At 46.5% G+C, this 21,941-nt stretch carries 18 protein-coding genes; 17 read left to right on the top strand and 1 reads right to left on the bottom strand.

The genetic code is table 11. The annotated features are described in order from the left end of the window. Positions 1–92 precede the first annotated feature (92 nt). The 17 genes from V8Q34_RS22910 (at position 93) to V8Q34_RS22830 (ending at position 19,836) form a co-directional block, all read left to right on the top strand. Complete coding sequence (locus V8Q34_RS22910) at positions 93–485, top strand: PH domain-containing protein (RefSeq protein ID WP_033144042.1); 393 nt, start codon at positions 93–95, stop codon at positions 483–485. 21 nt (positions 486–506) lie between these two features. Continuing rightward, on the top strand, positions 507–1,223 hold the full coding sequence (locus V8Q34_RS22905; protein WP_335836410.1) for a glycerophosphodiester phosphodiesterase: 717 nt from the start codon (positions 507–509) through the stop codon (positions 1,221–1,223). Between the two features lie 164 nt (positions 1,224–1,387). Continuing rightward, positions 1,388–2,029 (top strand): phosphoribosyltransferase, encoded by a 642-nt coding sequence (locus V8Q34_RS22900; RefSeq protein WP_054353466.1) that lies wholly within the window; start codon positions 1,388–1,390, stop codon positions 2,027–2,029. A 12-nt stretch (positions 2,030–2,041) separates the two neighbouring features. Beyond that, complete coding sequence (locus tag V8Q34_RS22895; protein WP_335836409.1) at positions 2,042–2,923, top strand: hypothetical protein; 882 nt, start codon at positions 2,042–2,044, stop codon at positions 2,921–2,923. A gap of 203 nt (positions 2,924–3,126) precedes the next feature. After that, entirely contained in the window at positions 3,127–6,045 is a 2,919-nt protein-coding gene (locus tag V8Q34_RS22890) for an insulinase family protein (protein WP_335836408.1), read from the top strand. 13 nt (positions 6,046–6,058) lie between these two features. Beyond that, on the top strand, positions 6,059–6,964 hold the full coding sequence (era, locus tag V8Q34_RS22885; RefSeq protein WP_148393286.1) for a GTPase Era: 906 nt from the start codon (positions 6,059–6,061) through the stop codon (positions 6,962–6,964). Next, a complete protein-coding gene (recO, locus tag V8Q34_RS22880) occupies positions 6,961–7,716 on the top strand; it encodes a DNA repair protein RecO (RefSeq protein WP_256139399.1) in 756 nt (251 codons plus the stop codon). Before era ends, recO begins: the two co-directional genes overlap by 4 nt. 209 nt (positions 7,717–7,925) lie before the next feature. Next, positions 7,926–9,320, top strand: a complete 1,395-nt coding sequence (locus tag V8Q34_RS22875; RefSeq protein ID WP_033139295.1) for a glycine--tRNA ligase — start codon at positions 7,926–7,928, stop codon at positions 9,318–9,320. Positions 9,321–9,413: 93 nt separating this feature from the next. Then, complete coding sequence (locus V8Q34_RS22870) at positions 9,414–10,391, top strand: LacI family DNA-binding transcriptional regulator (RefSeq protein ID WP_033139296.1); 978 nt, start codon at positions 9,414–9,416, stop codon at positions 10,389–10,391. A 313-nt stretch (positions 10,392–10,704) separates the two neighbouring features. Next, positions 10,705–12,369, top strand: a complete 1,665-nt coding sequence (locus V8Q34_RS22865; protein ID WP_033139297.1) for a glycoside hydrolase family 32 protein — start codon at positions 10,705–10,707, stop codon at positions 12,367–12,369. A 25-nt stretch (positions 12,370–12,394) separates the two neighbouring features. Next, complete coding sequence (locus V8Q34_RS22860) at positions 12,395–13,690, top strand: ABC transporter substrate-binding protein (RefSeq protein ID WP_033139298.1); 1,296 nt, start codon at positions 12,395–12,397, stop codon at positions 13,688–13,690. A gap of 20 nt (positions 13,691–13,710) precedes the next feature. Further along, the gene (locus V8Q34_RS22855) at positions 13,711–14,595 is read left to right on the top strand and encodes a carbohydrate ABC transporter permease (protein ID WP_033139299.1); all 885 of its coding nucleotides are present in this window, start codon (positions 13,711–13,713) and stop codon (positions 14,593–14,595) included. A gap of 16 nt (positions 14,596–14,611) precedes the next feature. Further along, a complete protein-coding gene (locus V8Q34_RS22850; protein WP_033139300.1) occupies positions 14,612–15,454 on the top strand; it encodes a carbohydrate ABC transporter permease in 843 nt (280 codons plus the stop codon). A 74-nt stretch (positions 15,455–15,528) separates the two neighbouring features. Continuing rightward, the gene (locus V8Q34_RS22845; protein ID WP_335836407.1) at positions 15,529–16,143 is read left to right on the top strand and encodes a helix-turn-helix domain-containing protein; all 615 of its coding nucleotides are present in this window, start codon (positions 15,529–15,531) and stop codon (positions 16,141–16,143) included. A 151-nt stretch (positions 16,144–16,294) separates the two neighbouring features. After that, positions 16,295–16,978, top strand: coding sequence for a phosphatase PAP2 family protein (locus V8Q34_RS22840; protein WP_033139301.1), 684 nt, complete (start codon positions 16,295–16,297; stop codon positions 16,976–16,978). A gap of 187 nt (positions 16,979–17,165) precedes the next feature. Continuing rightward, positions 17,166–18,449: a CapA family protein gene (locus V8Q34_RS22835; RefSeq protein ID WP_033139302.1), complete on the top strand. Its 1,284-nt coding sequence runs from the start codon at positions 17,166–17,168 to the stop codon at positions 18,447–18,449. A gap of 139 nt (positions 18,450–18,588) precedes the next feature. Continuing rightward, positions 18,589–19,836 (top strand): 6-phosphofructokinase, encoded by a 1,248-nt coding sequence (locus V8Q34_RS22830; protein ID WP_054353447.1) that lies wholly within the window; start codon positions 18,589–18,591, stop codon positions 19,834–19,836. A gap of 91 nt (positions 19,837–19,927) precedes the next feature. Here the strand turns inward: V8Q34_RS22830 and V8Q34_RS22825 are convergent, their stop codons facing one another. Next, positions 19,928–21,763 (bottom strand): sensor histidine kinase, encoded by a 1,836-nt coding sequence (locus tag V8Q34_RS22825; protein WP_335836406.1) that lies wholly within the window; start codon positions 21,761–21,763, stop codon positions 19,928–19,930. Positions 21,764–21,941 lie beyond the last annotated feature (178 nt).

The raw sequence follows: 21,941 nt of genomic DNA, 5'->3' as shown, positions 1-21,941 counted from the left end.
ATCCCGTCCCTTTATCTTACCCGAAACAATCCCTTGTCATTCTTTTGGATTCATATTATACTGAAACGTATAAATAATAAGGAGGTCACACAATGGGTGATAATCTGATATGGGAAGACCGGAAGCATTTTATGTGGTTTCCATGGTCATTTACGAAATATTATATAGAGAATGAGAGACTGATGATAGAAGCCGGACTTTTGAAAACTACCCTGGATGAAACTCTTTTGTATAGGATCGTGGATGTGACGATGGTACAGACTCTGACAGGTAAAATCTTTGGGACCGGGGATTTGATCGTGAAGACCAAGGTGGACAGCAATCCTGAGATTGTGCTGAAGAATATTTCTGAGCCTAAGAAGGTGCGTTCCCTGCTCTCTGAACTGGTGGAGGACAGCAGACAGAGGAAAAATGTGGTGGGCAGAGAATTTTATGGGGAACACTCCTATGCGGATGAGAATGTGGATGAGGAAGACGAATATTAATTTAAAATCAAGGGGCAGGCTATGAAGAAAATGAAAATCTGGGCGCACAGAGGGGCATCAGGGTATGCACCGGAAAATACCATGGAGGCGTTTTCCGAAGCGGTGCGGCGTAAAGCAGATGGTATTGAGCTGGATGTGCAGCTTACCAAAGACGGAGAGATCGTGGTGATCCACGATGAGAAGCTGGAAAGGGTCAGCAACGGTACAGGATGGGTGAAGGACTATGCACTGAAAGAACTGCGGAAGCTGAACTTTAATAAGACTTTTCCGGAACAGGGAAGTGCCAGGATTCCTACACTGAAAGAAGTGTATGAACTTATGAAAAAAGAAGATATGCTTGTGAATGTGGAGCTGAAAACCAGTATTGTATTTTATGAGGGTCTGGTGGATAAGGTGCTGGACCTTGCGGCACGTATGGGGATGGAGGAAAAGGTTTTATATTCTTCCTTTAACCACTATACGCTGCTGGAGATAAAAAAGAAAAATCCCGGAACGCGCACAGGAATGCTTTTTGAGGATGGAATCGTGGATGCACCTGCTTATGGGAAACGTCTGGGTGTGGATGCGCTTCATCCTATATATGCGCATTTGCAGCATCCCGGTTTTCTGGAACAGTGCAGGGAGGAGAAGCTGCCTCTGCATGTGTGGACCGTGAACACAAAAGAACGCTTCCGGCAGATGGAGAAAGCCGGCGTGGATGTTGTGATCACCAATTTTCCGGATATACCATACTGGTAATTGTGTGGCGAAAAGCGTTTTGGAAGGCGAAATGAACAGTCACAATTTTGTTAAAAAATACCTATTTTCAGAAATCTTCTCTTTTTTCCTCAAAAGGAGTATGGTATAATAAGCATATAAAAAAAGTAATTGGGGATTCATAAGAGGAGGTATGATTTATGGAAATGGAAGAAAGAATGTTTAAGGTATATGCATCCGGTGATGAGAAAATTCAGTTAAAGGTGATTCCGGGACATTTTGCAACCCCGCAGTCCCACATCAGTCATTATCTGGAGATGACGACAATGAAAACACGATGTGCGGAGGCTTCCAGGATTGCAAAATATCTTTCCACCAAATATGAGACTTCCACACCTGTGGACTCGATCATCTGTCTGGACGGGCTGGAGGTGGTGGGTGCATTTCTGGCGGAGGAGCTGGCAAAGGCCGGTGTTCTGTCCATGAATGCGCACAAAACTATTTATATTGTAACCCCGGAATTTAACGGTAACGGACAGCTAATGTTCCGCGACAATATTCAGCATATGGTACGGAACAGGAATGTTGTGATCCTGATGGGATCTATTACAACCGGTGAGACACTGCGGAAATGTATGGAGAGTATTCTCTATTACGGCGGTACCATTCAGGGTGTGTCTGCAATCTTCAGCGCAGTGAATAAAGTAGCAGGGCTGGATATCAATGCTGTGTTCTATAAAAAAGATGTTCCGAATTATCAGACGCACAAAGCCAGTGAATGCCCCATGTGTAAAACAGGCCAGAAACTGGATGCCATTGTAAACGGGTACGGTTATTCTAAATTGTAAAGGGGGAAAAATTTGAAAGGAAAATTCAGAAAGCTATGTCTGGCTGTGCTGGTACCGCTTCTGCTTTTGGCAGGATGCGGGCAGGGCAAAGAGCAGGCAAAGGAGCAGTCCCCGGAAGAACTTCTGAAAGAAGTGATTTCCAATCAGAAACAGTTCAAATCAGGGAAACTTCACATGACCATGAACTTTAAGGCTGCAGTGCCTCTTGAGGAGGCGCAGGAGCTGCTTGGTGACGTGCAGGAGTCTGCTATTCAGATGGATATGGATGCAGATATGGAGTTCCAGGAAGAGCGTATGCGCATGGACGGAGAATTGAATATGCAGATCATGTCCATGCAGATTCCGGTCCCCATTGAGAGTTATACGGTGAAGAGTGAAGACAAATACATCACGTATACAAAAAACGGGGAGGAATGGCAGAAGACGGAGATGGATGCTTCCAGCGGTAATATGGGTGCTCTTGTGTTCACCGGCCAGGAACTCTATCAGGGAATCCAGGAGGAGTCTCTGTCCATGACCGAGGAGACGCTGGAGCTGGACAATGAAAATTCCACTGAGTGCTATGTGATCCACGCATCCATAGGCGGTGAGGTGCTGAACAGTCTGTTTGATATGGCCAGTCAGGTCCCGGGTCAGGAAGATGTGTTGGGAGATTTCCAGGTGAATGATGAAAAAGTAAATCTGGATTTATATGTTGACAAGAAAGATAAAGAAATCATCCGGACCAGAATTGATATGAAACAGCTTATGGAAAAGATGATGTCAGATCTAACTGCCGAGGCAGGTACAGGCCAGACATTGAACATTGATAAATTTGAGCTGGCTGTTACCGTAAAATCACGTGGCGAAGCGGTGGAGGTGGAAATACCTCAGGAAGCGCTGGATGCGGCGTGACTGGGAATCAGGACAGAAGCTGTTGTCAGAATGCAGAGGCATTGACAGCAGCTTCTTTTTGCTGCTTTTATCACACTCAGTTGGAATAGCTGCAATCTTTGTTCTTTTTCCGTTTTATAATTTCAATAAATGTGGTAATATAAACAATAGAACGTACACTGCCGTAAATAGGCAGTAAATATAACCCATCAAGGAGGTTGACCATGAAAAAAGAAAATGTGCCGGCATACGAACTGGTTTCCTGCCAGGACATTCCGGATATTCACTCCAAAGGTTCACTATGGAGACATAAAAAAAGCGGTGCCAGAGTTATGGTGCTGGAAAATGATGATGAAAACAAAGTGTTCAATATAGCTTTCCGCACGCCGCCTGCTGACAGTACCGGTGTGGCCCATATTCTGGAGCACAGTGTCCTGTGCGGTTCCCAGAAATTCCCCTTAAAAGACCCTTTTGTTGAACTGGTGAAAGGCTCTCTGAACACTTTTTTAAATGCTATGACTTATCCGGACAAGACCATGTATCCGGTGGCAAGCTGCAATGATGCGGATTTTAAGAATCTGATGCATGTATATCTGGACGCTGTCTTTTTCCCGAATATCTATGAGAGAGAAGAAATCTTCCGACAGGAAGGCTGGCATTATGAGCTGGAGGATGTGGACGGACCTCTTAAATTAAACGGCGTTGTTTATAATGAGATGAAGGGGGCATTCTCCTCACCGGAGGAAGTGCTGGACCGGGAGATTTTCAATTCCCTGTTTCCCGATACACCTTACGGTGTGGAGTCAGGCGGAGACCCGTCTGTGATCCCGGAACTGAAGTATTCCGAGTTCCTTTCTTTCCACAGCCGCTATTACCATCCGGCCAACAGCTATATTTATCTGTATGGAAATATGGATATGGAGGAGCGGATGAACTGGATGGACAGGGAGTATCTGTCTAAATATGATGAGATTCCCGTCAATTCAGCGATCCCGAGACAAAAGCCCTTTGATCAGGCAAAGGAAATCATCATGGAGTACCCCATCTCTGAAAATGAGCCTGTGGAGGAAAATTCTTATCTTTCCTACAATGTGGTAGTGGGGGACAGTCTGGATGTGGAACAGTGCACTGCATTTGAAATCCTGGATTATACCCTGCTCTCAGCACCGGGAGCACCGCTGAAGCAGGCGCTTCTGGATGCAGGTATGGGAAAAGATATCCTTGGCTCTTACGATGACGGGATTTACCAGCCGTTTTTCTCCATTGTGGCGAAGAATGCGAAACCGGAAAATAAGGAGGCTTTTGTAAATCTCATTCAGGATACACTCAGAAAGATCGTAAAAGAAGGAATTGACAAAAAAGCCATTGCCGCGGGAATCAATTTCCTGGAATTTCGTTTCCGTGAGGCGGATTTTTCTTCCTTCCCCAAGGGGCTTATGTATGGCATTGATGTGTTTGACAGCTGGCTGTATGATGATGATATGCCTTTTGACCATCTGAAGAAACTGGATATCTTTGAGAGTCTGAAGCAGAAGGCAAAAGAGGGATATTTTGAAACGCTGATAGAAGAGTATCTGCTGGACAATCCCCACGCGTCTGTTGTGGTAGTCAACCCGAAACGTGGACTTGCCGCCCAAAGGGATAAAGAGCTGGAAGAAAAGCTTGCCGCTTATAAGGCATCTCTGCCTGCGGAAGCAGTGGAAAAGATTGCGGCAGACACAAAACATTTGAAAGAATACCAGGATGAACCGGAGACGGAGGAGGCTCTCAAGAGTATCCCCATGCTGGAGCGCTCAGATATAGGAACCGAGACGGTTAAGATACACAATCAACCGGGATATGTGGATGACACACTGGTTCTGCACCATGACCTGTACACCAATGGAATCGGTTATCTGACACTGCTCTTTGATGTGAAAAAAGTACCGGAGGAGCTGATCCCCTATATGGGAATCCTGAAGTCCGTACTGGGATATGTGGACACGGAAAGCTACAGCTATGCAGACCTGTTTAATGAGATCAATGCCAACAGCGGCGGGATTTTATTTGGCCTGCAGGTATTCGGAGATTCCAAGAATAATCAGAATACCAGACAGATGCTGGGAATCAAGGCAAAAACACTGTACAGCGGACTGCCCTTTGTCTTCTCCATGATCAAAGAGATTATCTGCACATCGAAAATGGATGACACCAAGCGTCTCTATGAGATCATTGCAAAAATGAAATCCAGGCTTCAGATGAGCATGACCAGCGCCGGACACAGCACGGCAGTAATGCGCGCTACGTCCTATTTCTCAGGAAACGCGTATTTCCAGGAGAAGATTGCGGGAATCGACTTTTACCAGTTCATTGACAAAATTGAAAGCCATTTTGAGGAGGAAAAGGGAAAAGTAATAGAAAACCTGAAGCTTCTTATGAAGATAATCTTCCGTCCTGAAAATCTGACAGTCAGCTATACGGCGGACCGGGAGGGTTATAAAGGTCTTGAGACAGAGGTACGCGGTCTGAAAGAAATGCTGCACACCGAGAAGGTGGAACTGGCAGAAGAAAAGCCGGATTATCGGGTGAAGAATGAAGGCTTTAAAACATCAGGCCAGGTGCAGTACGTGGCAGCAGCAGGCAATTTCCGGGAGGGCGGCTTTGAATACACAGGCTGTCTGCGTATTTTAAAGGTGATCCTCAGTTATGAGTATCTCTGGATGAATGTGCGCGTGAAAGGCGGCGCCTATGGCTGCATGAGCAATTTCAGAAGGAGCGGTGACAGCTTCCTGGTTTCCTACAGGGACCCGAACTTATCCAAAACACTGGAAGTGTTCCGCAATACCCCGGACTTTATCCGCGGTTTTGAAGCAGATGAGAGAGAGATGACAAAATATATCATCGGTACGGTCAGCGAACTGGATACGCCCATGACCCCATCCTCAAAAGGTGTACTGTCCCTGGAAGCATGGTTCAGCGGCATCACGGAGGAGGATCTGAAAAAAGAGCGGATGCAGATCCTGAACGCCCAGCCGGAGGATATCCGTGCACTGGGGGACGTGGTAGCGTGTGTGCTGGATCAGAACCGTATCTGTGTTATCGGAAGTGAAGAGAAAATCGAGCAGGAAAAAGAACTGTTTCTGGAAGTGAAACACCTGCTGTAACGAAGGAGAATATATGAAAACAGACTACAAATCAGGATTTGCGGCGATCATCGGACGGCCAAACGTGGGTAAATCCACACTGATGAACCATCTGATCGGACAGAAGATTGCCATCACATCCAGGAAACCTCAGACAACCAGAAATAAGATCCAGACTGTTTACACCTGTGAGGAGGGCCAGATCGTCTTTTTGGATACCCCGGGAATCCACAAGGCAAAAAACAAGCTGGGTGAATATATGGTAAATGTGGCGGAGCGCACCTTCAAGGACGCGGATGTGATTCTCTGGCTGGTAGAGCCCACCACTTTTATCGGAGCCGGGGAGCGCCACATTGCAGAGCAGCTGAAAAACTGTAAACTGCCGGTGATCCTGGTTATCAACAAGGTGGACACCGTAAAGAAAGAGGAAGTGCTGAGTTTTATCGACGCATACCGGAAGATCATGGATTTTGCGGAGATCATACCCGCTTCTGCACTGAGAGGGCAGAACCTGGAAACCGTGATCCGGAGTATTTTTAAATATCTGCCTTACGGGCCGCAGTTTTATGATGAAGACACTGTTACAGACCAGCCTCAGCGGCAGATCGTGGCTGAGATGATCCGGGAGAAAGCGCTGCGGACGCTGGAGGAGGAGATTCCTCACGGGATCGCTGTTACCATTGATACTATGAAGGAACGTCCGGGCGGGAATCTGGTGGATATAGAAGCAACCATCATCTGTGAGCGGGAATCCCACAAGGGAATCATCATTGGCAAGCAGGGTGTTATGCTGAAGAAGATCGGCAGTGCGGCACGCTTTGAGATTGAACGGATGCTGGAGCAGAAGGTGAACCTGAAGCTCTGGGTAAAAGTGAAAAAAGACTGGAGAGACAGTGACTATCTGATCAAGAATTTCGGATACGATAAAAAAGAGATATGACAGATACAGTGCAGGTGACCGGCATGGTGTTATCCTCCATGCCGGTGGGGGATTTTGATAAAAGGCTGGTGCTTCTCACAAGAGAACGCGGAAAAATAACGGTATTTGCAAAGGGAGCGAGGCGGCAGAACAGCTCCCTTCTTGCCGTGGCAAATCCCTTTGTATTCGGCACCTTCTCTGTCTATGAGGGGAGGACCAGTTATCAGATGAAATCAGCCTCTGTGCTGCATTACTTCACGGAGCTGGCTTCCAGGCAGCCGGGGGTCTATTATGGATTTTACTTTCTGGAATTTGCGGATTACTATGCCAGAGAATATACCGATGAGAAGGAAATGCTGAATCTGCTCTATGTTACGTTAAAGGCTCTGGTCAGCGGGAAGATTGACAATAAACTCATACGCTGCATTTTTGAACTGAAGGCAATGGTGATCAACGGAGAATATCCCAACCTGTTTGAGTGTATGAAATGCGGAAAGAAAGAGGAGATTTACTGGTTTTCGACAGAAAGATCAGGTGTCTTCTGCGATAACTGCATAGACCAGAAGGACAGATATAAGAGTATCCACCTGGATGCATCCTCTCTGTATGCCCTGCAGTTTATTGCGGCATCTGAGATTTCCAGACTCTATACCTTCACGGTGAGGCCGGAGGTACTGAAAACCATGCAGAAGGTCATGCGGGAATACACAGGAAAATACATAGACAAAAAGATGAAAAGCCTGCAGGTACTGGAAGTGATGGAGGGAATATAGCAAGAAATCCCTATTTTAACACATTTTCAGGCAGATAGAGGTTGAAAAGAAGGAATATTACGGTTATAATGTTACTATTCGCAGCGCCATAATACAGTTTATAAGACTATGGCAGGCGGACAGCCTTGAATCGAAAAGAAATAGGTAACTGCTGACCATGCCTGAGAGCAGAGGCAGCAGAAATAGATGAAAGTCGAGGAGATAACACGATGGAAAAGACCATGGAAAAAATCGTAGCACTTGCCAAATCCAGAGGATTCGTATATCCGGGTTCTGAAATTTACGGCGGACTTGCCAACACCTGGGATTACGGCAACCTTGGCGTGGAGCTGAAGAATAATGTGAAAAAGGCCTGGTGGAAAAAGTTTATTATGGAAAGCCCCTACAATGTAGGTGTGGACTGCGCGATCTTGATGAACCCGCAGACATGGGTGGCCTCCGGTCATCTGGGCGGTTTTTCCGATCCGCTGATGGACTGTAAAGAGTGTCATGAGCGTTTCCGCGCGGATAAGATCATTGAGGATTTCTGTGCCGAAAAAGGGATCGCCATTGAGGGCAGCGTGGATGCCTGGAGCCAGGAGAAGATGATGGAGTTCATTGAGGAACACCAGATTCCATGTCCTACCTGCGGCAAGCACAATTTTACAGATATCCGTCAATTCAACCTGATGTTTAAGACCTTCCAGGGCGTTACAGAGGACGCAAAGAATACAGTATATTTAAGACCTGAGACTGCACAGGGTATTTTCGTAAACTTTAAGAATGTACAGAGAACCTCCAGAAAGAAACTGCCGTTTGGTATCGGTCAGGTGGGAAAATCCTTCCGTAACGAGATTACACCGGGAAACTTTACCTTCCGTACCCGTGAATTTGAGCAGATGGAGCTGGAATTTTTCTGTAAGCCTGATACAGACCTGGAGTGGTTTGCTTACTGGAAACAGTTCTGCCTTGACTGGCTGCACAGCCTGGGCCTGAAGGATGAGGAAGTGCGCTACCGCGACCATGACAAGGAGGAACTGAGCTTCTACAGCAAGGCTACCACAGACGTGGAATTCCTGTTCCCCTTCGGATGGGGCGAGCTGTGGGGTATTGCGGACAGAACAGACTATGACCTGACACAGCATCAGAATGTATCCGGCCAGGATATGACATATTTTGATGATGAGACAAATGAAAAATATATTCCTTATGTGATTGAGCCGTCATTGGGAGCGGACCGTATGGTTCTGGCATTCTTGTGCAGTGCATACGATGAGGAAGTTCTGGATGCAGAGAGAAATGATGTGCGTACCGTGCTGCACTTCCATCCGGCCCTGGCACCTGTGAAGATTGGTGTTCTGCCTCTGTCCAAAAAGCTGAACGAGGGCGCAACCAAAATCTATCAGGAGCTGTCCAAACTGTATAACTGTGAATACGATGACAGGGGTAATATCGGCAAACGTTACCGCCGTCAGGATGAGATTGGTACACCGTTCTGCGTGACATATGACTTTGAATCTGAGACAGACGGAGCGGTTACTGTGCGTGACCGTGACACCATGGAGCAGGAGAGAGTAAAGATCGAAGACCTGAAAGCTTATTTTGAGGAAAAAATGGCCTTTTAACGATTGCTGAAAGAATAGATATGCTGCTGTATCCGGCCGGTGACGGGCGGTACAGCAGCTTCTGTTATATACGGGGAAAGAGGTGCAGAAAAAATGGCCAGTATCAGAGACGTGGCAAAACAGGCCGGTGTGGGCGTGGGAACTGTTTCCCGGGCCTTGAATGGAACCGGTTACGTATCGCCGGATACGAAAAAGAAAATTGAAAAGGCAGCCGAAAAGCTGGGGTATACGCCCAATGAGCTTGCGAGAAATCTGTACAGGAACCGGACCGGCATTGTAGGAGTCATGGTCCCTGACCTGGACCATCCTTTTTTCTCCTGCCTGGCAAAACATATAGAGATGGAGCTTTACCGCCAGGGGTATAAGACCATGATCTGCAATACTATAGGCATCAGCGACAGAGAGAAGGATTACCTGGATATGCTGGACAGGAATATTGTGGACGGCATCATCACAGCAGCCCATTCCCTGGACGAGGAGGAATACCTGAAGCGGAAGAAACCCATTGTCTCCGTAGACCGGGAATTTGGCCCCGGTATCCCTCTTATCGGCAGTGATCATGCCATGGGAGGGCGCATGGCGGCAGAACTGCTTTTAAAGAACGGATGCAGGAAAGTGCTGCAGATATCCGGTGTTGCCCCGGGCGTTGCCGCCCAAGAGCGCCACAGTGTCTTTAAAGAAGTCATGCAGAAACAGGGCGTGGAGATACTTAACATGGTTATGGACTGGAATGTGTTTGACTGGAACGCCCATTATACGGGAATGGAAAAGTTTCTGGAGGAACACCCTGACATTGACGGTGTGTTCGGCGGGGATATGGCTGCCATTGCCTGTATGAACGCAGTGCTGCAGAAGGGGATCCGGGTGCCGGAGGATATAAAAATCATAGGATTTGACGGCATGGATGTGACACGCATGGTATATCCAAGACTGACAGCTGTTCGGCAGAATGTACAATTATTAGCGGAGCTCTGTGTGAATACCCTTCTCGATCTGGTGGAGGAGAGGAAAGGCGTGCCTCACAGACAGGTTTTGGATGTGGAAATGCAGTTCGGCGGGACGACACTGTGACAAAGTTCTGAATTGGTGTTGCGGATAACTCATAAAAACGACTTTTGGGTTTTGGATAAATTTCATATAAAAAATGGGAAGAGACCTTCGTTTGTGCATGTTGCACAATAAAAACGGGGGCCTTTTTTTGTGTCTTATGGATTCGTACAGAAAAGCACTTGACAAAACCGTCAAACCGTCCTATACTCATATACATGGAACGGGTTCCATAAAATGTTCCAATAATACCTATATAAATAGGCGAAAAATGCTATACATTAAGGGAAAGAATTATAGAACCGGTTTTATAAAGTGCCATACAGGAGGCGAAAATATGATACAAACAGGTGAGTATACATGTCTGGAGATCATGACCAGAACAGTGGAAGGAAAAAAAGGATATGTGGTTCTGAGAGACAAAGAGGGCAGAGAGAACAGATATGAGGCAGGAAAGAAGTATTATCAGTGGCTGAAAATCCCTGTGGAAAGACAGAGCAGTTACGAACTGACAAGCCGGGATGCGGAAATATCACTGGCGTATTTAAGCGGCTGTGAAAATATCCTGGAAAAGGGGATCTGCTTCATAGAACCTGCAGACGGGGGAATTAGTCTGAGCAGCCGGGAAGCGGCAGCCTATTATGACACACCCTATCGGGAACAATATCACTTTGCGCCGTGGAAGAACTGGATGAATGACCCCAATGGCCTTTGCTGGTATCAGGGATATTATCATATGTATTATCAGTACAACCCCCATGGTCAGGAATGGTCCAACATGTACTGGGGGCACGCAGCCAGCCCGGACCTGGTCCACTGGACACATCTTCCCGTTGTTCTGGAGCCACAGAAGGAGGTGTTGGAACAGGCAGATATACGAAAAGGGGGAGCATTTTCCGGAAGTGCGGTGGTGCTGGACGATGAAACGGTTTTCTATCTGACCAGACATCTGGGACCCATGGAGGACGGAGAGGAGACCGTGCAGCAGCAGTGGATGACCAGAAGCCGGGATATGCTGGAATTTGAACCGGAGAAGCTGGTGATCGGGGAGCATCCCGTGGGAGCATCCTTTGATTTCAGGGACCCTAAGGTATTAAAAGTCGGTGATGTGTGGTACATGGTCCTGGCAAGTGCTGTGGATGGGCAGGCAGCCATACTGCTGTACCGGTCTGAAGATATGGAGCACTGGGATTACGTGAAACCCCTGGTTACGGAGCCGGAAGAAGGTGTGCGCTGCTTTGAATGCCCTGACTTTTTCCCTCTGGATGGAAGTTTTACTGCGTGGGGAGCACTTATGTGCCACAGGGATGTGTACGGCAGATATCAGATGTCCCGTTATTACATAGGAGAATTCAGGGATGAGAATTTTACCGTGAAGAGCACAGGATGGTTTGATTTCGGGAGCAACTGCTATGCCATGCAGAGCTTTGAGCACGAGGGAAGAAGAATCGCCATTGGTTGGATCTCAGATTTTTACGGCGAACATGTGGAAGTGGAGAACGGCGCCTATGGGAGCATGACCATTCCAAGAGTGCTGCATGTAAAGAATGACAGGCTTTATATGACTCCGGCGGAGGAAATCTATACGCTGAAGAGTGAGCGGCTCTATACGGGAGAAAAGGAAAATATCCATCTGGAACACATAGCGGGAAACAGTTTTTATGCGGAGATCACCTTTTCGGAGAATACGGATTTTAACCTGCTGCTGGGCAGGGATGGGAAGAAAGAGATACGTTTTATAAAAGAAAAAGACTTTGCGGGAATCCGCACATCCGGTGTGAAAAGTGAGGGGATCTCGTTTCCCGCAGACGTGGATATGGTAAGGGATATGGAGATATTTGTGGACAGAAGAGCAGTGGAAATCTTTATAAACGGCGGGGAGGCAGCAGGCACCAAGCTGTTTTACAACTCCGGCACAGAAGGGTGTTTTGTACTGGAAGCGGAGAGACCTGAGGCAGTAACACGGGCAGAAGTTACAAAGATGCAGTCAGTCTGGCAGTAACAGCAGTGAGAAGGGAGAGAGGGAAATGAAAAAACGGGCAGTTGCCATACTTCTTGCAGCGACAGTGGTATCTACTATGATATCCGGCTGTGGAAATGCAAAGGAACGGGTGAATAAAGACGGAGAGTCTGTGATCACCATCTGGAGTCCCAGTGACGAACCGGCCATTGAAGAGTGGTGGGAAGAAAAAATCAATGCTTTTAATGCGGAGCACAAGGGAGAGATCCATCTGAAAAGGGAAGCTATTGTTCGTGCGGATTCCTATGCTTATGAGGACAAGGTAAACGCGGCGATTACCTCCAAGGACCTGCCGGATATCCTGTATGTGGACGGACCGACGGTTTCCGTATACGCGGCCAATGATATTATTATCCCCTTGGATGATATGTTTGCAAAAGAGGACTGGGATGACTTTCTGGATTCCACTAAAAATCAGGGTACTTACGATGGGAAAATCTACGCCATCGGCGCAACAGAAAGTTCTGTAGCCCTCTATTACAACCGGGATATGCTTGACGAGGCAGGGATTAAGGCACCGGATAAGCTGGAGGATGCCTGGACCTGGTCCGAGTTTGCGGATGTAGCCGGGAAGCTTACAAAAGACGGTGTGATGGGCACCAACATCATTATGGATAAAGGGGAAGGTCTTCCTTATGTGCTGGAGCAGTTCTGGATCTCCAACGGCACGGATTTTGTCAGTGAGGACGGCAGCAAAGCGGATGGCTATATCAACAGCCAGGCCGGTGTGGAGGCAGCTACGTTTCTGAATGAACTGATTCAGAACGGATATGCCAATCTGGACCCCATCCAGAAGGAATTCCACAACGGAAGGGCAGCCACAATGCTGGGAGGCTCCTGGGAAGTCGCTACACTGGAAAAGGATTATCCGGATCTGAATTGGGGAGTTACTTATTTTCCCGTTGCGGACAACGGCGGAACACCTACTTCTCCCACAGGTGACTGGGCAGCAGCCGTGACCAGGGATACACAGGACAGAGAGGCAGTGCAGGAGGTTATGAATTACCTGTTCTCAGAGGACAATGTGACCACCTACGCCAAGGCAATCTCGAAACCGCCCACAAGACAGTCAAGCTATGAAGTGCTCACAGAGTATAACGAATACCCACGCTCTCTTTTTAAAGAGCAGCTTATGGAGACAGGACATCCAAGGCCGAGAACGCCTTCCTACAGTGTGCTCTCCGCAGGATTTTCAGAGGCCATGGTGAACATTTTCACAGGTGTGGACCCGAAAGAAGCGCTTGATAAGGTGGCGGAAGATACGGATAAGGATTACAACAAGTATTATGCGGATGAAGATTGATTCCGGGGAGGAGGAGAAAGATGGAAAAAGCCATTAACAAACGCAGTGAAAAGAAAGCAGCATACCTGTTTGTCATTCCGGCAGTGATCCTGCTGGCGGCATTTCTGATATATCCTGCACTGCAGACAGTCAGATATGCCTTTACCGATTACAATATTATGAGGCCCGACCATATTAAGTTCTGTGGATTTAACAACTTTACAGAGCTGTTTGGGGACGGGGATTTCTGGAAGGCGGTTACCAATACTCTTTATTTTACCGCGCTGGTCGTACCCTTTCAGACGGTTCTGGCACTGGCGCTGGCCATGCTCATATCGTCCAAAAGAAAAGGTGTCTCCATTTTCCGGGCAGCATATTTCAGCCCTCAGGTCACCTCCATGGTTGTTGTGGCGATTCTCTGGACCGTGCTCTACAACTCTAACCCGGACAGCGGACTTTTAAATGCACTGTTGGTAAAACTGGGAATGGAGCCCTGCGGATTCCTGAATGATCCAAAGACATCCATGAACTCCATTATCTTCATGTCAGCATGGCAGGGAGCCGGTTACCAGATGATGATCTTTTTAGCCGGGCTTCAGGGGATTCCGAAAGAACAGTATGAGGCAGCCTCCATTGACGGTGCAGGCAGATTAAAAAGCTTCCTCTATGTCACCCTGCCGGGTCTGAAAAATGTGATCAAATACGTGATCATGATCACAGTCATCCAGGCAATGAAACTGTTCACACAGCCATATGTCATGACAAAAGGCGGCCCCCAGAATTCTACCAGGACCATGGTATATTACGTGTATGAACAGGGCTTCCAGAAGCGTAACTTCGGATATGCCTGTGCAGTGGCTGCAGTTTTCTTCGTCATTGTGGTCATATTGTCACTGGGCATGAAGAAACTGATCAAAGCGGATTAGAAAGGAGCGGAAAACTATGACACAGAAACAGAGAACCCGTCTGGGAAACGCAGTATTTTACATAGGGAATACGCTGGTTGCGCTGATCTTCGTATCCCCTCTCATCTGGATGATATCCTCATCCCTGAAGCCGGAAGCAGGTATTTTTAAGGGACTGAATTCTCTGCGTACGTTTATACCCACGGGAGCGTCCCTGAGCAATTATCTGGAGGTGTTCCAGAGGATTGACATGTGGAAATTTATCTGCAACAGTTTGTTTTATGTCTTTGTCATTGTGGTGCTGGATCTGTTTATCAACTCCATCTGCGGTTACGCGCTGGCAAAGTTTGAGTTTAAAGGGAAGAATCTTCTTCTGACGCTGGTGATCAGCCTTATGGTATTTCCTCCGGAGGCCATTATGCTTCCTATGTACAGGGAGATGGCTGACTTGGGATGGATCAACCAGTGGGCAGCGCTTGTGGTTCCCTTTGTGGCAAAATGTTTCAGCATCTATATGTTCCGCCAGTTTTTCCTGGATGTGCCGAATGACCTTTTAGAGGCAGCAGCCATTGACGGATGCGGCCCGGTGAAAACCTTTTTCCGGATCGTCATGCCTATTTCCGGAACCGTGTATGCCACTGTGCTGATCCTTGATTTTGTAGCGCACTGGAACGACTTTATGTGGCCTCTGCTCGTGGTGACAGGTGAGGAAAAGAGAACCATCCAATTGGCGATTCAGACATTCTTTGGCTCCAAACCGATCAACTACGGACCGATCATGGCTTCGCTGACGATCTCGGCGATTCCCATGCTGATCATGTTCATTGTACTGCAGAAATACTATGTGGAGGGAATCGCTTCCACGGGTATTAAAGGATAAGAAAATATTTGCTGTTTCTCCGCCTGTCGTATATAATATGGGAAGAAATATATCAGGTATGGGAGGAGGCAGATATGGAATTTAACGAAAAGCTGCAGCAGCTCAGGAAACAGAATAATATGACACAGGAACAGCTTGCGGAGAAACTTTATGTGTCCAGAGCGGCTGTTTCCAAGTGGGAGAGCGGAAAGGGGTACCCGAATATTGAATCCCTGAAAGCCATATCAAAATTATTTTCTGTATCCATAGATGACTTGCTGTCCGGCAATGAGTTATTGACCCTGGCGGAAACGGAAAACAGGACAAATATCAATACCATATACGGTTTGATGTTTGGAATATTGGATATTGCTGTATTGATTTTTTTCATTCTTCCGCTTTTCGGTGAGCGTGAAGCGGATTATATCCATATGGTGACACTGCTTTCCAATACGACGATTCCCAGCGTTATCAAAACAGTTTATTATATTGTGCTCATATCTATGGCGGCCTTTGGTGCTTTTGAGATATGGATACAGCGTTTTAAGGATGAGAGGAAAATGCATATCTGCAGTACCTGTTCTATCTGGCTGCACGCGCTGACCATTTTGGTTTTTGCCGTGTCCCAGGAGCCTTATGTGACTGTACTCTTATTTATGCTGTTCATGGTTAAAGTGGTTTTGCTGATAAAGAAAAGCAGTATGAAATAGCCTTTAATACAGGGAAAAAGCCCGTGATACGAAAAGTATCATGGGCTTTTTTGCGTTGTAACGACAGGTTTCTTGCTCTTTTGGGCATGAGAGGACAATAATACAGGTGCAGTCTGCAGAAAACTAGATTATAGAGAAAAGAGGAAAAACGATGAGTACAAAAAATAAGAAGAAATTTATTTTAACAGTAGTTTTATTTATGCTGTTCGCAGCCTTCACTGTTCTTACTGCAAAAGTAGATGTAAAACCCATTGGGCCGAAAGAATCGGAAGTGGGTCTGGCATCGCTCAATCAGTTCGTATTTCAATTGTCCGGAGTAAATCTTTTTTGGTATCATTTGACGGACTGGCTGGGTGTCATTGCCGTACTGACTGCTGTCGGATTTGCTGTTTTGGGAATGTATCAGCTTGTCAAAAGAAGGAGTTTATTTCAAGTTGACTATCGCATTTTGCTGCTTGGTGTTTATTATATTCTGGTTTCGGCGGTCTATATTTTATTTGAAAATTTTGTGATCAATTGGAGACCGGTTATTCTTCATAAAAGTCTGGAGGCATCCTATCCCTCATCCCATACAATGATCGTGATCTGCATTATGGGTACAGCCATGATGCTGTTTCACCACCTGCTTGCAGGAAAAAAGATATGGTTACGGATCGCGGACGGCATTTCCCTCCTTTTAATGGGGGTGACTGTGGCCGGAAGGCTGATATCCGGGGTTCACTGGTTTACAGACATTCTGGGCGGTTTGATACTTTCAGGTGCAATGCTTATGCTGTACAGTTCCATGGCGTCCTTTGCAGATGAGAAAAGAAAACGGCGCACACAAAAGGGGTAAACTTAAAAATAATGGAATAATTTGGTGTAGTATGTTGTAAAATATAGACAATTCCTGTCAAACACAGTATAATAAGATTATATTTTATTCCATGCAAAGAAATAACCTGCCGGATACGGCACGGCATTTACATAAAATCGCCGCACCGGTTCCGACAGAGAATAAGGGGAATCGAGGGGAGATACACATGGATGAACTGGAAGAGGCACGCAGAAAAGAGAGAGAAAAAGACAGGAAACGGGAAGCGCTCAGGCTGAAACGTGAAGAGGAACTGAAGAAAAAGTTTATACGCACAGGGATAATCGCCGCGGCTGTACTCCTGTGTGTGATCTTAGGAGTGGTATCTGCAGTCCGGTATTCAAAGGAAAAAGCCGCCGCAGCCGCTGCGGAGAAAAAGAAGCAGCAGGAAGCAGCACTTGAAAAAGAACAGCAAGAAAATATCATAGATTTTCTGGCAGTGGGAGACAATATCGCCCATCTGGGCATGAGGGAATCCGGCATGAGAGAGTCAGGAGACTGGAACTATGATGCCATTTACCAGCCTGTGAAGGAAGAGGTGGAGGCGGCAGATCTGGCGCTGGTCACACAGGAGACGGTATTTGTGGAAAACCGTGAGGATATATCCGGTTATCCGGCTTTCGGAACACCGCCGGAATTCGGTGACGCACTGGTGAATACAGGATTTGACGTGGTGGCCCATGCCACCAATCACATTCTGGACAAGGGGACGGATTCTGTTGCCTATACGATGAGATGGTGGAAGGAAAAGCATCCGGACACCCAAATATTGGGCATCCATGAGAGTCAGGAGGACGCGGATACCGTCACGGTGGTGCAGTGTAAAGCCTTAAAACTAGCTATGCTTGACTACACCTACGGGCTGAACGATATCCCTCTTGCTGAGGATAAATCCTATATGATCGATGTCTTTGATGAAGGACAGGCCAGAGCGGATATCAAAAAGGCAAAGGAATTGGCAGATGTGGTCATTGTGGTCATGCATGTGGGGGAGGAATATGTGCAGGACGTGGATGAGCAGACAAGGCAGTGGGTGAATTTGTTTCTGGAGGAGGGAGTGGACATTGTCATCGGTTCCCATCCCCATGTGATCCGTACCATGGAGACATTGACCGGTGAGGATGGACATAAAATGCTCGTCTATTATTCCCTGGGGAATTTTACCTCCACACAGAACGACCTGCCAAGCCTTCTGGGAGCCATGGCAAAGATCAGGATCAAAAAGGATGTAAAAACAGGAGCCATACAGATTCCGGAACATGAATTTATTCCGCTGCTCATGCACTATAATCATGACAGCCGTACCTATGGTATTTACAAGCTGGATGACTATACACAGGAGCTGGCCGACCAGCATACAGCCAATGAGAGAAATCCGGGTGAGTTTTCCATTTCGTATTATAAGGACCTCTTTGCGCAGATCAAGGCAAAGGGGAATGATGACGGAATTTGATGTATTGTGCAAAAAGTACAAAAAAACAAGAACATAATGTAAATTAATATGCAAAAAATCCAGAAGGGCCTTGCTACTTCCGGATTTTTTTGCTATAATAGTCGTCAGTGGTAATGAAATACAAGGAGGACGAGGCAAAATGGCAAAAAAAAGAAATATCATTGTAGGACAGTCAGGTGGACCCACATCCGTTATCAACTCCAGTCTTGCAGGCGTATATAAAAACGCGATCGAGAGAGGCTTCGACAAGGTATACGGCATGCTTCACGGAATTCAGGGACTTTTGGACGAACAGTACGTAGACCTTTCCACACAGATTCATTCCGAGCTGGATATCGAGCTGCTGAAGAGAACACCGTCCGCATTCTTAGGTTCCTGCCGGTTTAAAATGCCGGAGATTCACGAAGATAAGACAATCTATGAAAAAATATTTGGGATTCTGAATAAGCTGGATATTTATGCGTTTATTTATATCGGCGGAAATGACTCCATGGATACGATCAAGAAATTATCCGATTACGCAATTTTGACAGGACAGACCCAGAAGTTTCTGGGAGTGCCCAAGACTATTGACAATGATTTGGCTCTGACGGACCATACACCCGGTTTCGGAAGTGCTGCCAAATATATCGGAGCATCCACAAAAGAGGTGATCCGCGATGCACAGGGTCTGACATATAAGAAAAACATGATCACCATTATGGAGATCATGGGACGTAATGCCGGATGGCTGACCGGTGCCACAGCTCTTGCAAAGACAGAGGACTGTGACGGTCCGGATCTGATCTATCTTCCGGAGGTTGCCTTTGATATTGAGCGGTTCTTACATAAAGTCAAGGAATTACTGAAGAAGAAATCTTCTATCGTCATCGCAGTCTCAGAGGGCATCAAACTGGCTGACGGCCGTTATGTATGTGAGCTTGGCAGCGTGGGAGATTATGTGGATGCATTCGGCCACAAGCAGCTTCAGGGAACCGCTACCTACCTGGCTAATTTCCTGGCAGCGGAGTGCGGCTGTAAGACAAGGGCCGTTGAACTCTCCACACTCCAGAGAAGTGCTTCCCATATGGCATCCCGTGTGGATATTGACGAGGCATTTATGGTAGGCGGTGCTGCCGTGAAAGCCGCAGATGAGGGTGACACAGGCAAGATGGTAGTGATCGACCGCGTGTCCGACGACCCGTACATGAGCGCAACTGGTATCTACGATGTACACAGGATCGCCAACGAAGAGAAACTGGTTCCGAGGGCATGGATGAACAAGGATGCCACTTATGTGACAAAAGATTTTGTGGACTATGTAAAACCGTTGATCCAGGGAGATTACCAGCCGATTATGGTAAATGGTCTGCCAAGACATCTTGTGCTGAAAATGAAACGGAAATAGAACGGTTATTGATTTTGGGGAAAAGAGAAGGTATATGCATATAGAAACCGGATGCGCCGGTGCTTGGGGAAGCATTGGCGCATCCGGTGTTTTATTCTGTTTTATTCTGTTCTGTACAGGGAAGAGCAGGCTTCTTTCCATAAGGAAGGGCAATATCGATCAGTGTTCCCTGTCCGGGAAAGCTGTCAATAGTAAGTCCGTATTCCTTTCCGTAATAGCTCTGAATCCGCTGCTGTACATTTCTGATGCCTATGGAGTGATTGGAGGAAGTGTCAGCAGGGAAGTCTATCTCTTTGTCAAGAGAATCCACTAACTCTTCCAATTCATTTTTTTCCATTCCCTGTCCATTGTCGGCGATGAGAAAGTGCAGGGTATTTCCTTCCAGGTTAGCGCTTATGCTGATGTAACAGTTTTCTTCCTTTTCGGAAAAACCGTGTCCAATGGCATTTTCCACAAAGGGCTGCAGAATAAACGCGGGAATTTCCAGTCCCAGAAATTCGTCGGGAATATCATAATCAAATGAAAATTTTCCGGGAAAACGTATATTTTGTATGGTCATATAGCGCCGGATCTGTAAGAGTTCCTCTTTTAAAAGAACGATGGGAACCTTTTTCAGATTGTAGCGCAGCAGTTCGGACATACACATGGCAATGGTTTTGATCTCCGGGACATTGTGAATATCAGCCAGGGATTTGATCACATTCAGGGTATTGTACAGAAAATGATGATTGATCTGTGCCTGCAGAACCTGGATGTGCATCTGCTGTTCATTCAGACGGCTTTGGTAGTTCTGCTGCAGACTCTGGGTCAGGCGGCTGTTCAGGCGGTTAAAGCTATGTACTACCTTCTGCAGTTCCTGGTTGGATATTCGACCCTCCACGGTTATGTCGCTGTAATTGGAGGTATCCCTGGAATCGATTTTTTCGCAGAGCTGCCGGATGGAGCGGGTCAGACCTCTGGACAGTAGCGCGGCAAGTATCAGTCCCAGGAAGATTGCCAGGAGAAAAATACCGGCATAGTGGTACAGGTTGTTTCTGTATGCCTGAGTGATCAGGGAATTGTTCATAAAATGCACAATATGCCATCCGGTGGTTTTGTTATAACATCCGTTTATCATGTAGGAATCAGACCCTACATTTAATTTTTCAGTCCGTACAGAGCTCTCTTTTGTTATTTTCTGGTTGAAGTTCTGTATGGCCTTTTTCAGTTCAGGGGAAGCATCCTTTTCTACAAAATCCTTATCAGAGGAGTAGGCAAGGCCGCCGTCCGCATTGTAAATAAGCATAACATTATTCTGGGTCTGGGCAGAGTTTGCAATGTTTTCAACTGCGGAAAAATTGATACCCACATAGCAGGTCCCGATTTCCTTGAAAGTATAGCTGTCGTACAGGACTTTTACCATGGGAAGGATACTTTTTTTTACGGTAGAGGACTGCTGTACAGGGGCAAAATACGTGTAGTAATCAGAATTCCGCGCAGTCCCTGCCCATTCGTCCATGTGGTCCAGAATGGCGTACTGATCCTTCACATTTGGAATATTGTAATCAAAGGTATAGCCGTAACGGTTCTTGAACATACAGGTAGTGACATTGGAATTCAGCCGGTTGGCCTGTATGAGCTGGGAGGAGAACAGATAGCTGTCCTGGGAATAGCTGAGCAGATCGTCCTCGTAATTGGTAATCATAGCTTTCCGGATATCTTTATTCAATATATGCAGATCAGCAACCTTAGTGGCATCCTGAAGAAGGGTATCCAGGGTCAGGTCAGCCTGGGTGGTGATGGTGTCCATGGAGCGGCTGAAATCCTCCTGTATCTCATTGGAGGTTCTGTTCGCTGTGGCAATGCCCAGAATAATGGTAGGCAGAATAACGAGCAGAAGCGAAGAAAAGAATATCTGGGTTCTGTAAGAAAAATTTTGTAGTTTCATAAGGTCTCTCCTGTGATTGAATCTGTTGAAATTATAGAATGAAAAGCAGAGAAATACAAGAAGATAAGAAGAAATAGATAAAAAAAGGGAGGAAAACTAAAAATAATTATATATTTTACCTAAGAATACTCCTATTTTACGGACACCCACTTGAGTATAATAAGTTCATATAATACAA

It is taken from the genome of Blautia sp. JLR.GB0024, assembly GCF_037000545.1.
Lineage (GTDB): Bacteria > Bacillota > Clostridia > Lachnospirales > Lachnospiraceae > Blautia > Blautia celeris.
Note: the sequence above shows the minus strand (reverse complement) of the source record. Positions and strands in the feature narration are given on the sequence as shown.

Excerpts from the sequence above, each read along its gene's own strand:
- era (WP_148393286.1), top strand. The coding sequence starts at position 6,059 with ATGAAAACAGACTACAAATCAGGATTTGCGGCGATCATCGGACGGCCA.
- V8Q34_RS22845 (WP_335836407.1), top strand. The coding sequence starts at position 15,529 with ATGGAATTTAACGAAAAGCTGCAGCAGCTCAGGAAACAGAATAATATG.
- V8Q34_RS22830 (WP_054353447.1), top strand. The coding sequence starts at position 18,589 with ATGGCAAAAAAAAGAAATATCATTGTAGGACAGTCAGGTGGACCCACA.
- recO (WP_256139399.1), top strand. The coding sequence starts at position 6,961 with ATGACAGATACAGTGCAGGTGACCGGCATGGTGTTATCCTCCATGCCG.
- V8Q34_RS22870 (WP_033139296.1), top strand. The coding sequence starts at position 9,414 with ATGGCCAGTATCAGAGACGTGGCAAAACAGGCCGGTGTGGGCGTGGGA.
- V8Q34_RS22825 (WP_335836406.1), bottom strand. The coding sequence starts at position 21,763 with ATGAAACTACAAAATTTTTCTTACAGAACCCAGATATTCTTTTCTTCG.
- V8Q34_RS22855 (WP_033139299.1), top strand. The coding sequence starts at position 13,711 with ATGGAAAAAGCCATTAACAAACGCAGTGAAAAGAAAGCAGCATACCTG.
- V8Q34_RS22865 (WP_033139297.1), top strand. The coding sequence starts at position 10,705 with ATGATACAAACAGGTGAGTATACATGTCTGGAGATCATGACCAGAACA.
- V8Q34_RS22835 (WP_033139302.1), top strand. The coding sequence starts at position 17,166 with ATGGATGAACTGGAAGAGGCACGCAGAAAAGAGAGAGAAAAAGACAGG.
- V8Q34_RS22910 (WP_033144042.1), top strand. The coding sequence starts at position 93 with ATGGGTGATAATCTGATATGGGAAGACCGGAAGCATTTTATGTGGTTT.
- V8Q34_RS22840 (WP_033139301.1), top strand. The coding sequence starts at position 16,295 with ATGAGTACAAAAAATAAGAAGAAATTTATTTTAACAGTAGTTTTATTT.
- V8Q34_RS22860 (WP_033139298.1), top strand. The coding sequence starts at position 12,395 with ATGAAAAAACGGGCAGTTGCCATACTTCTTGCAGCGACAGTGGTATCT.
- V8Q34_RS22905 (WP_335836410.1), top strand. The coding sequence starts at position 507 with ATGAAGAAAATGAAAATCTGGGCGCACAGAGGGGCATCAGGGTATGCA.
- V8Q34_RS22875 (WP_033139295.1), top strand. The coding sequence starts at position 7,926 with ATGGAAAAGACCATGGAAAAAATCGTAGCACTTGCCAAATCCAGAGGA.
- V8Q34_RS22890 (WP_335836408.1), top strand. The coding sequence starts at position 3,127 with ATGAAAAAAGAAAATGTGCCGGCATACGAACTGGTTTCCTGCCAGGAC.
- V8Q34_RS22850 (WP_033139300.1), top strand. The coding sequence starts at position 14,612 with ATGACACAGAAACAGAGAACCCGTCTGGGAAACGCAGTATTTTACATA.
- V8Q34_RS22900 (WP_054353466.1), top strand. The coding sequence starts at position 1,388 with ATGGAAGAAAGAATGTTTAAGGTATATGCATCCGGTGATGAGAAAATT.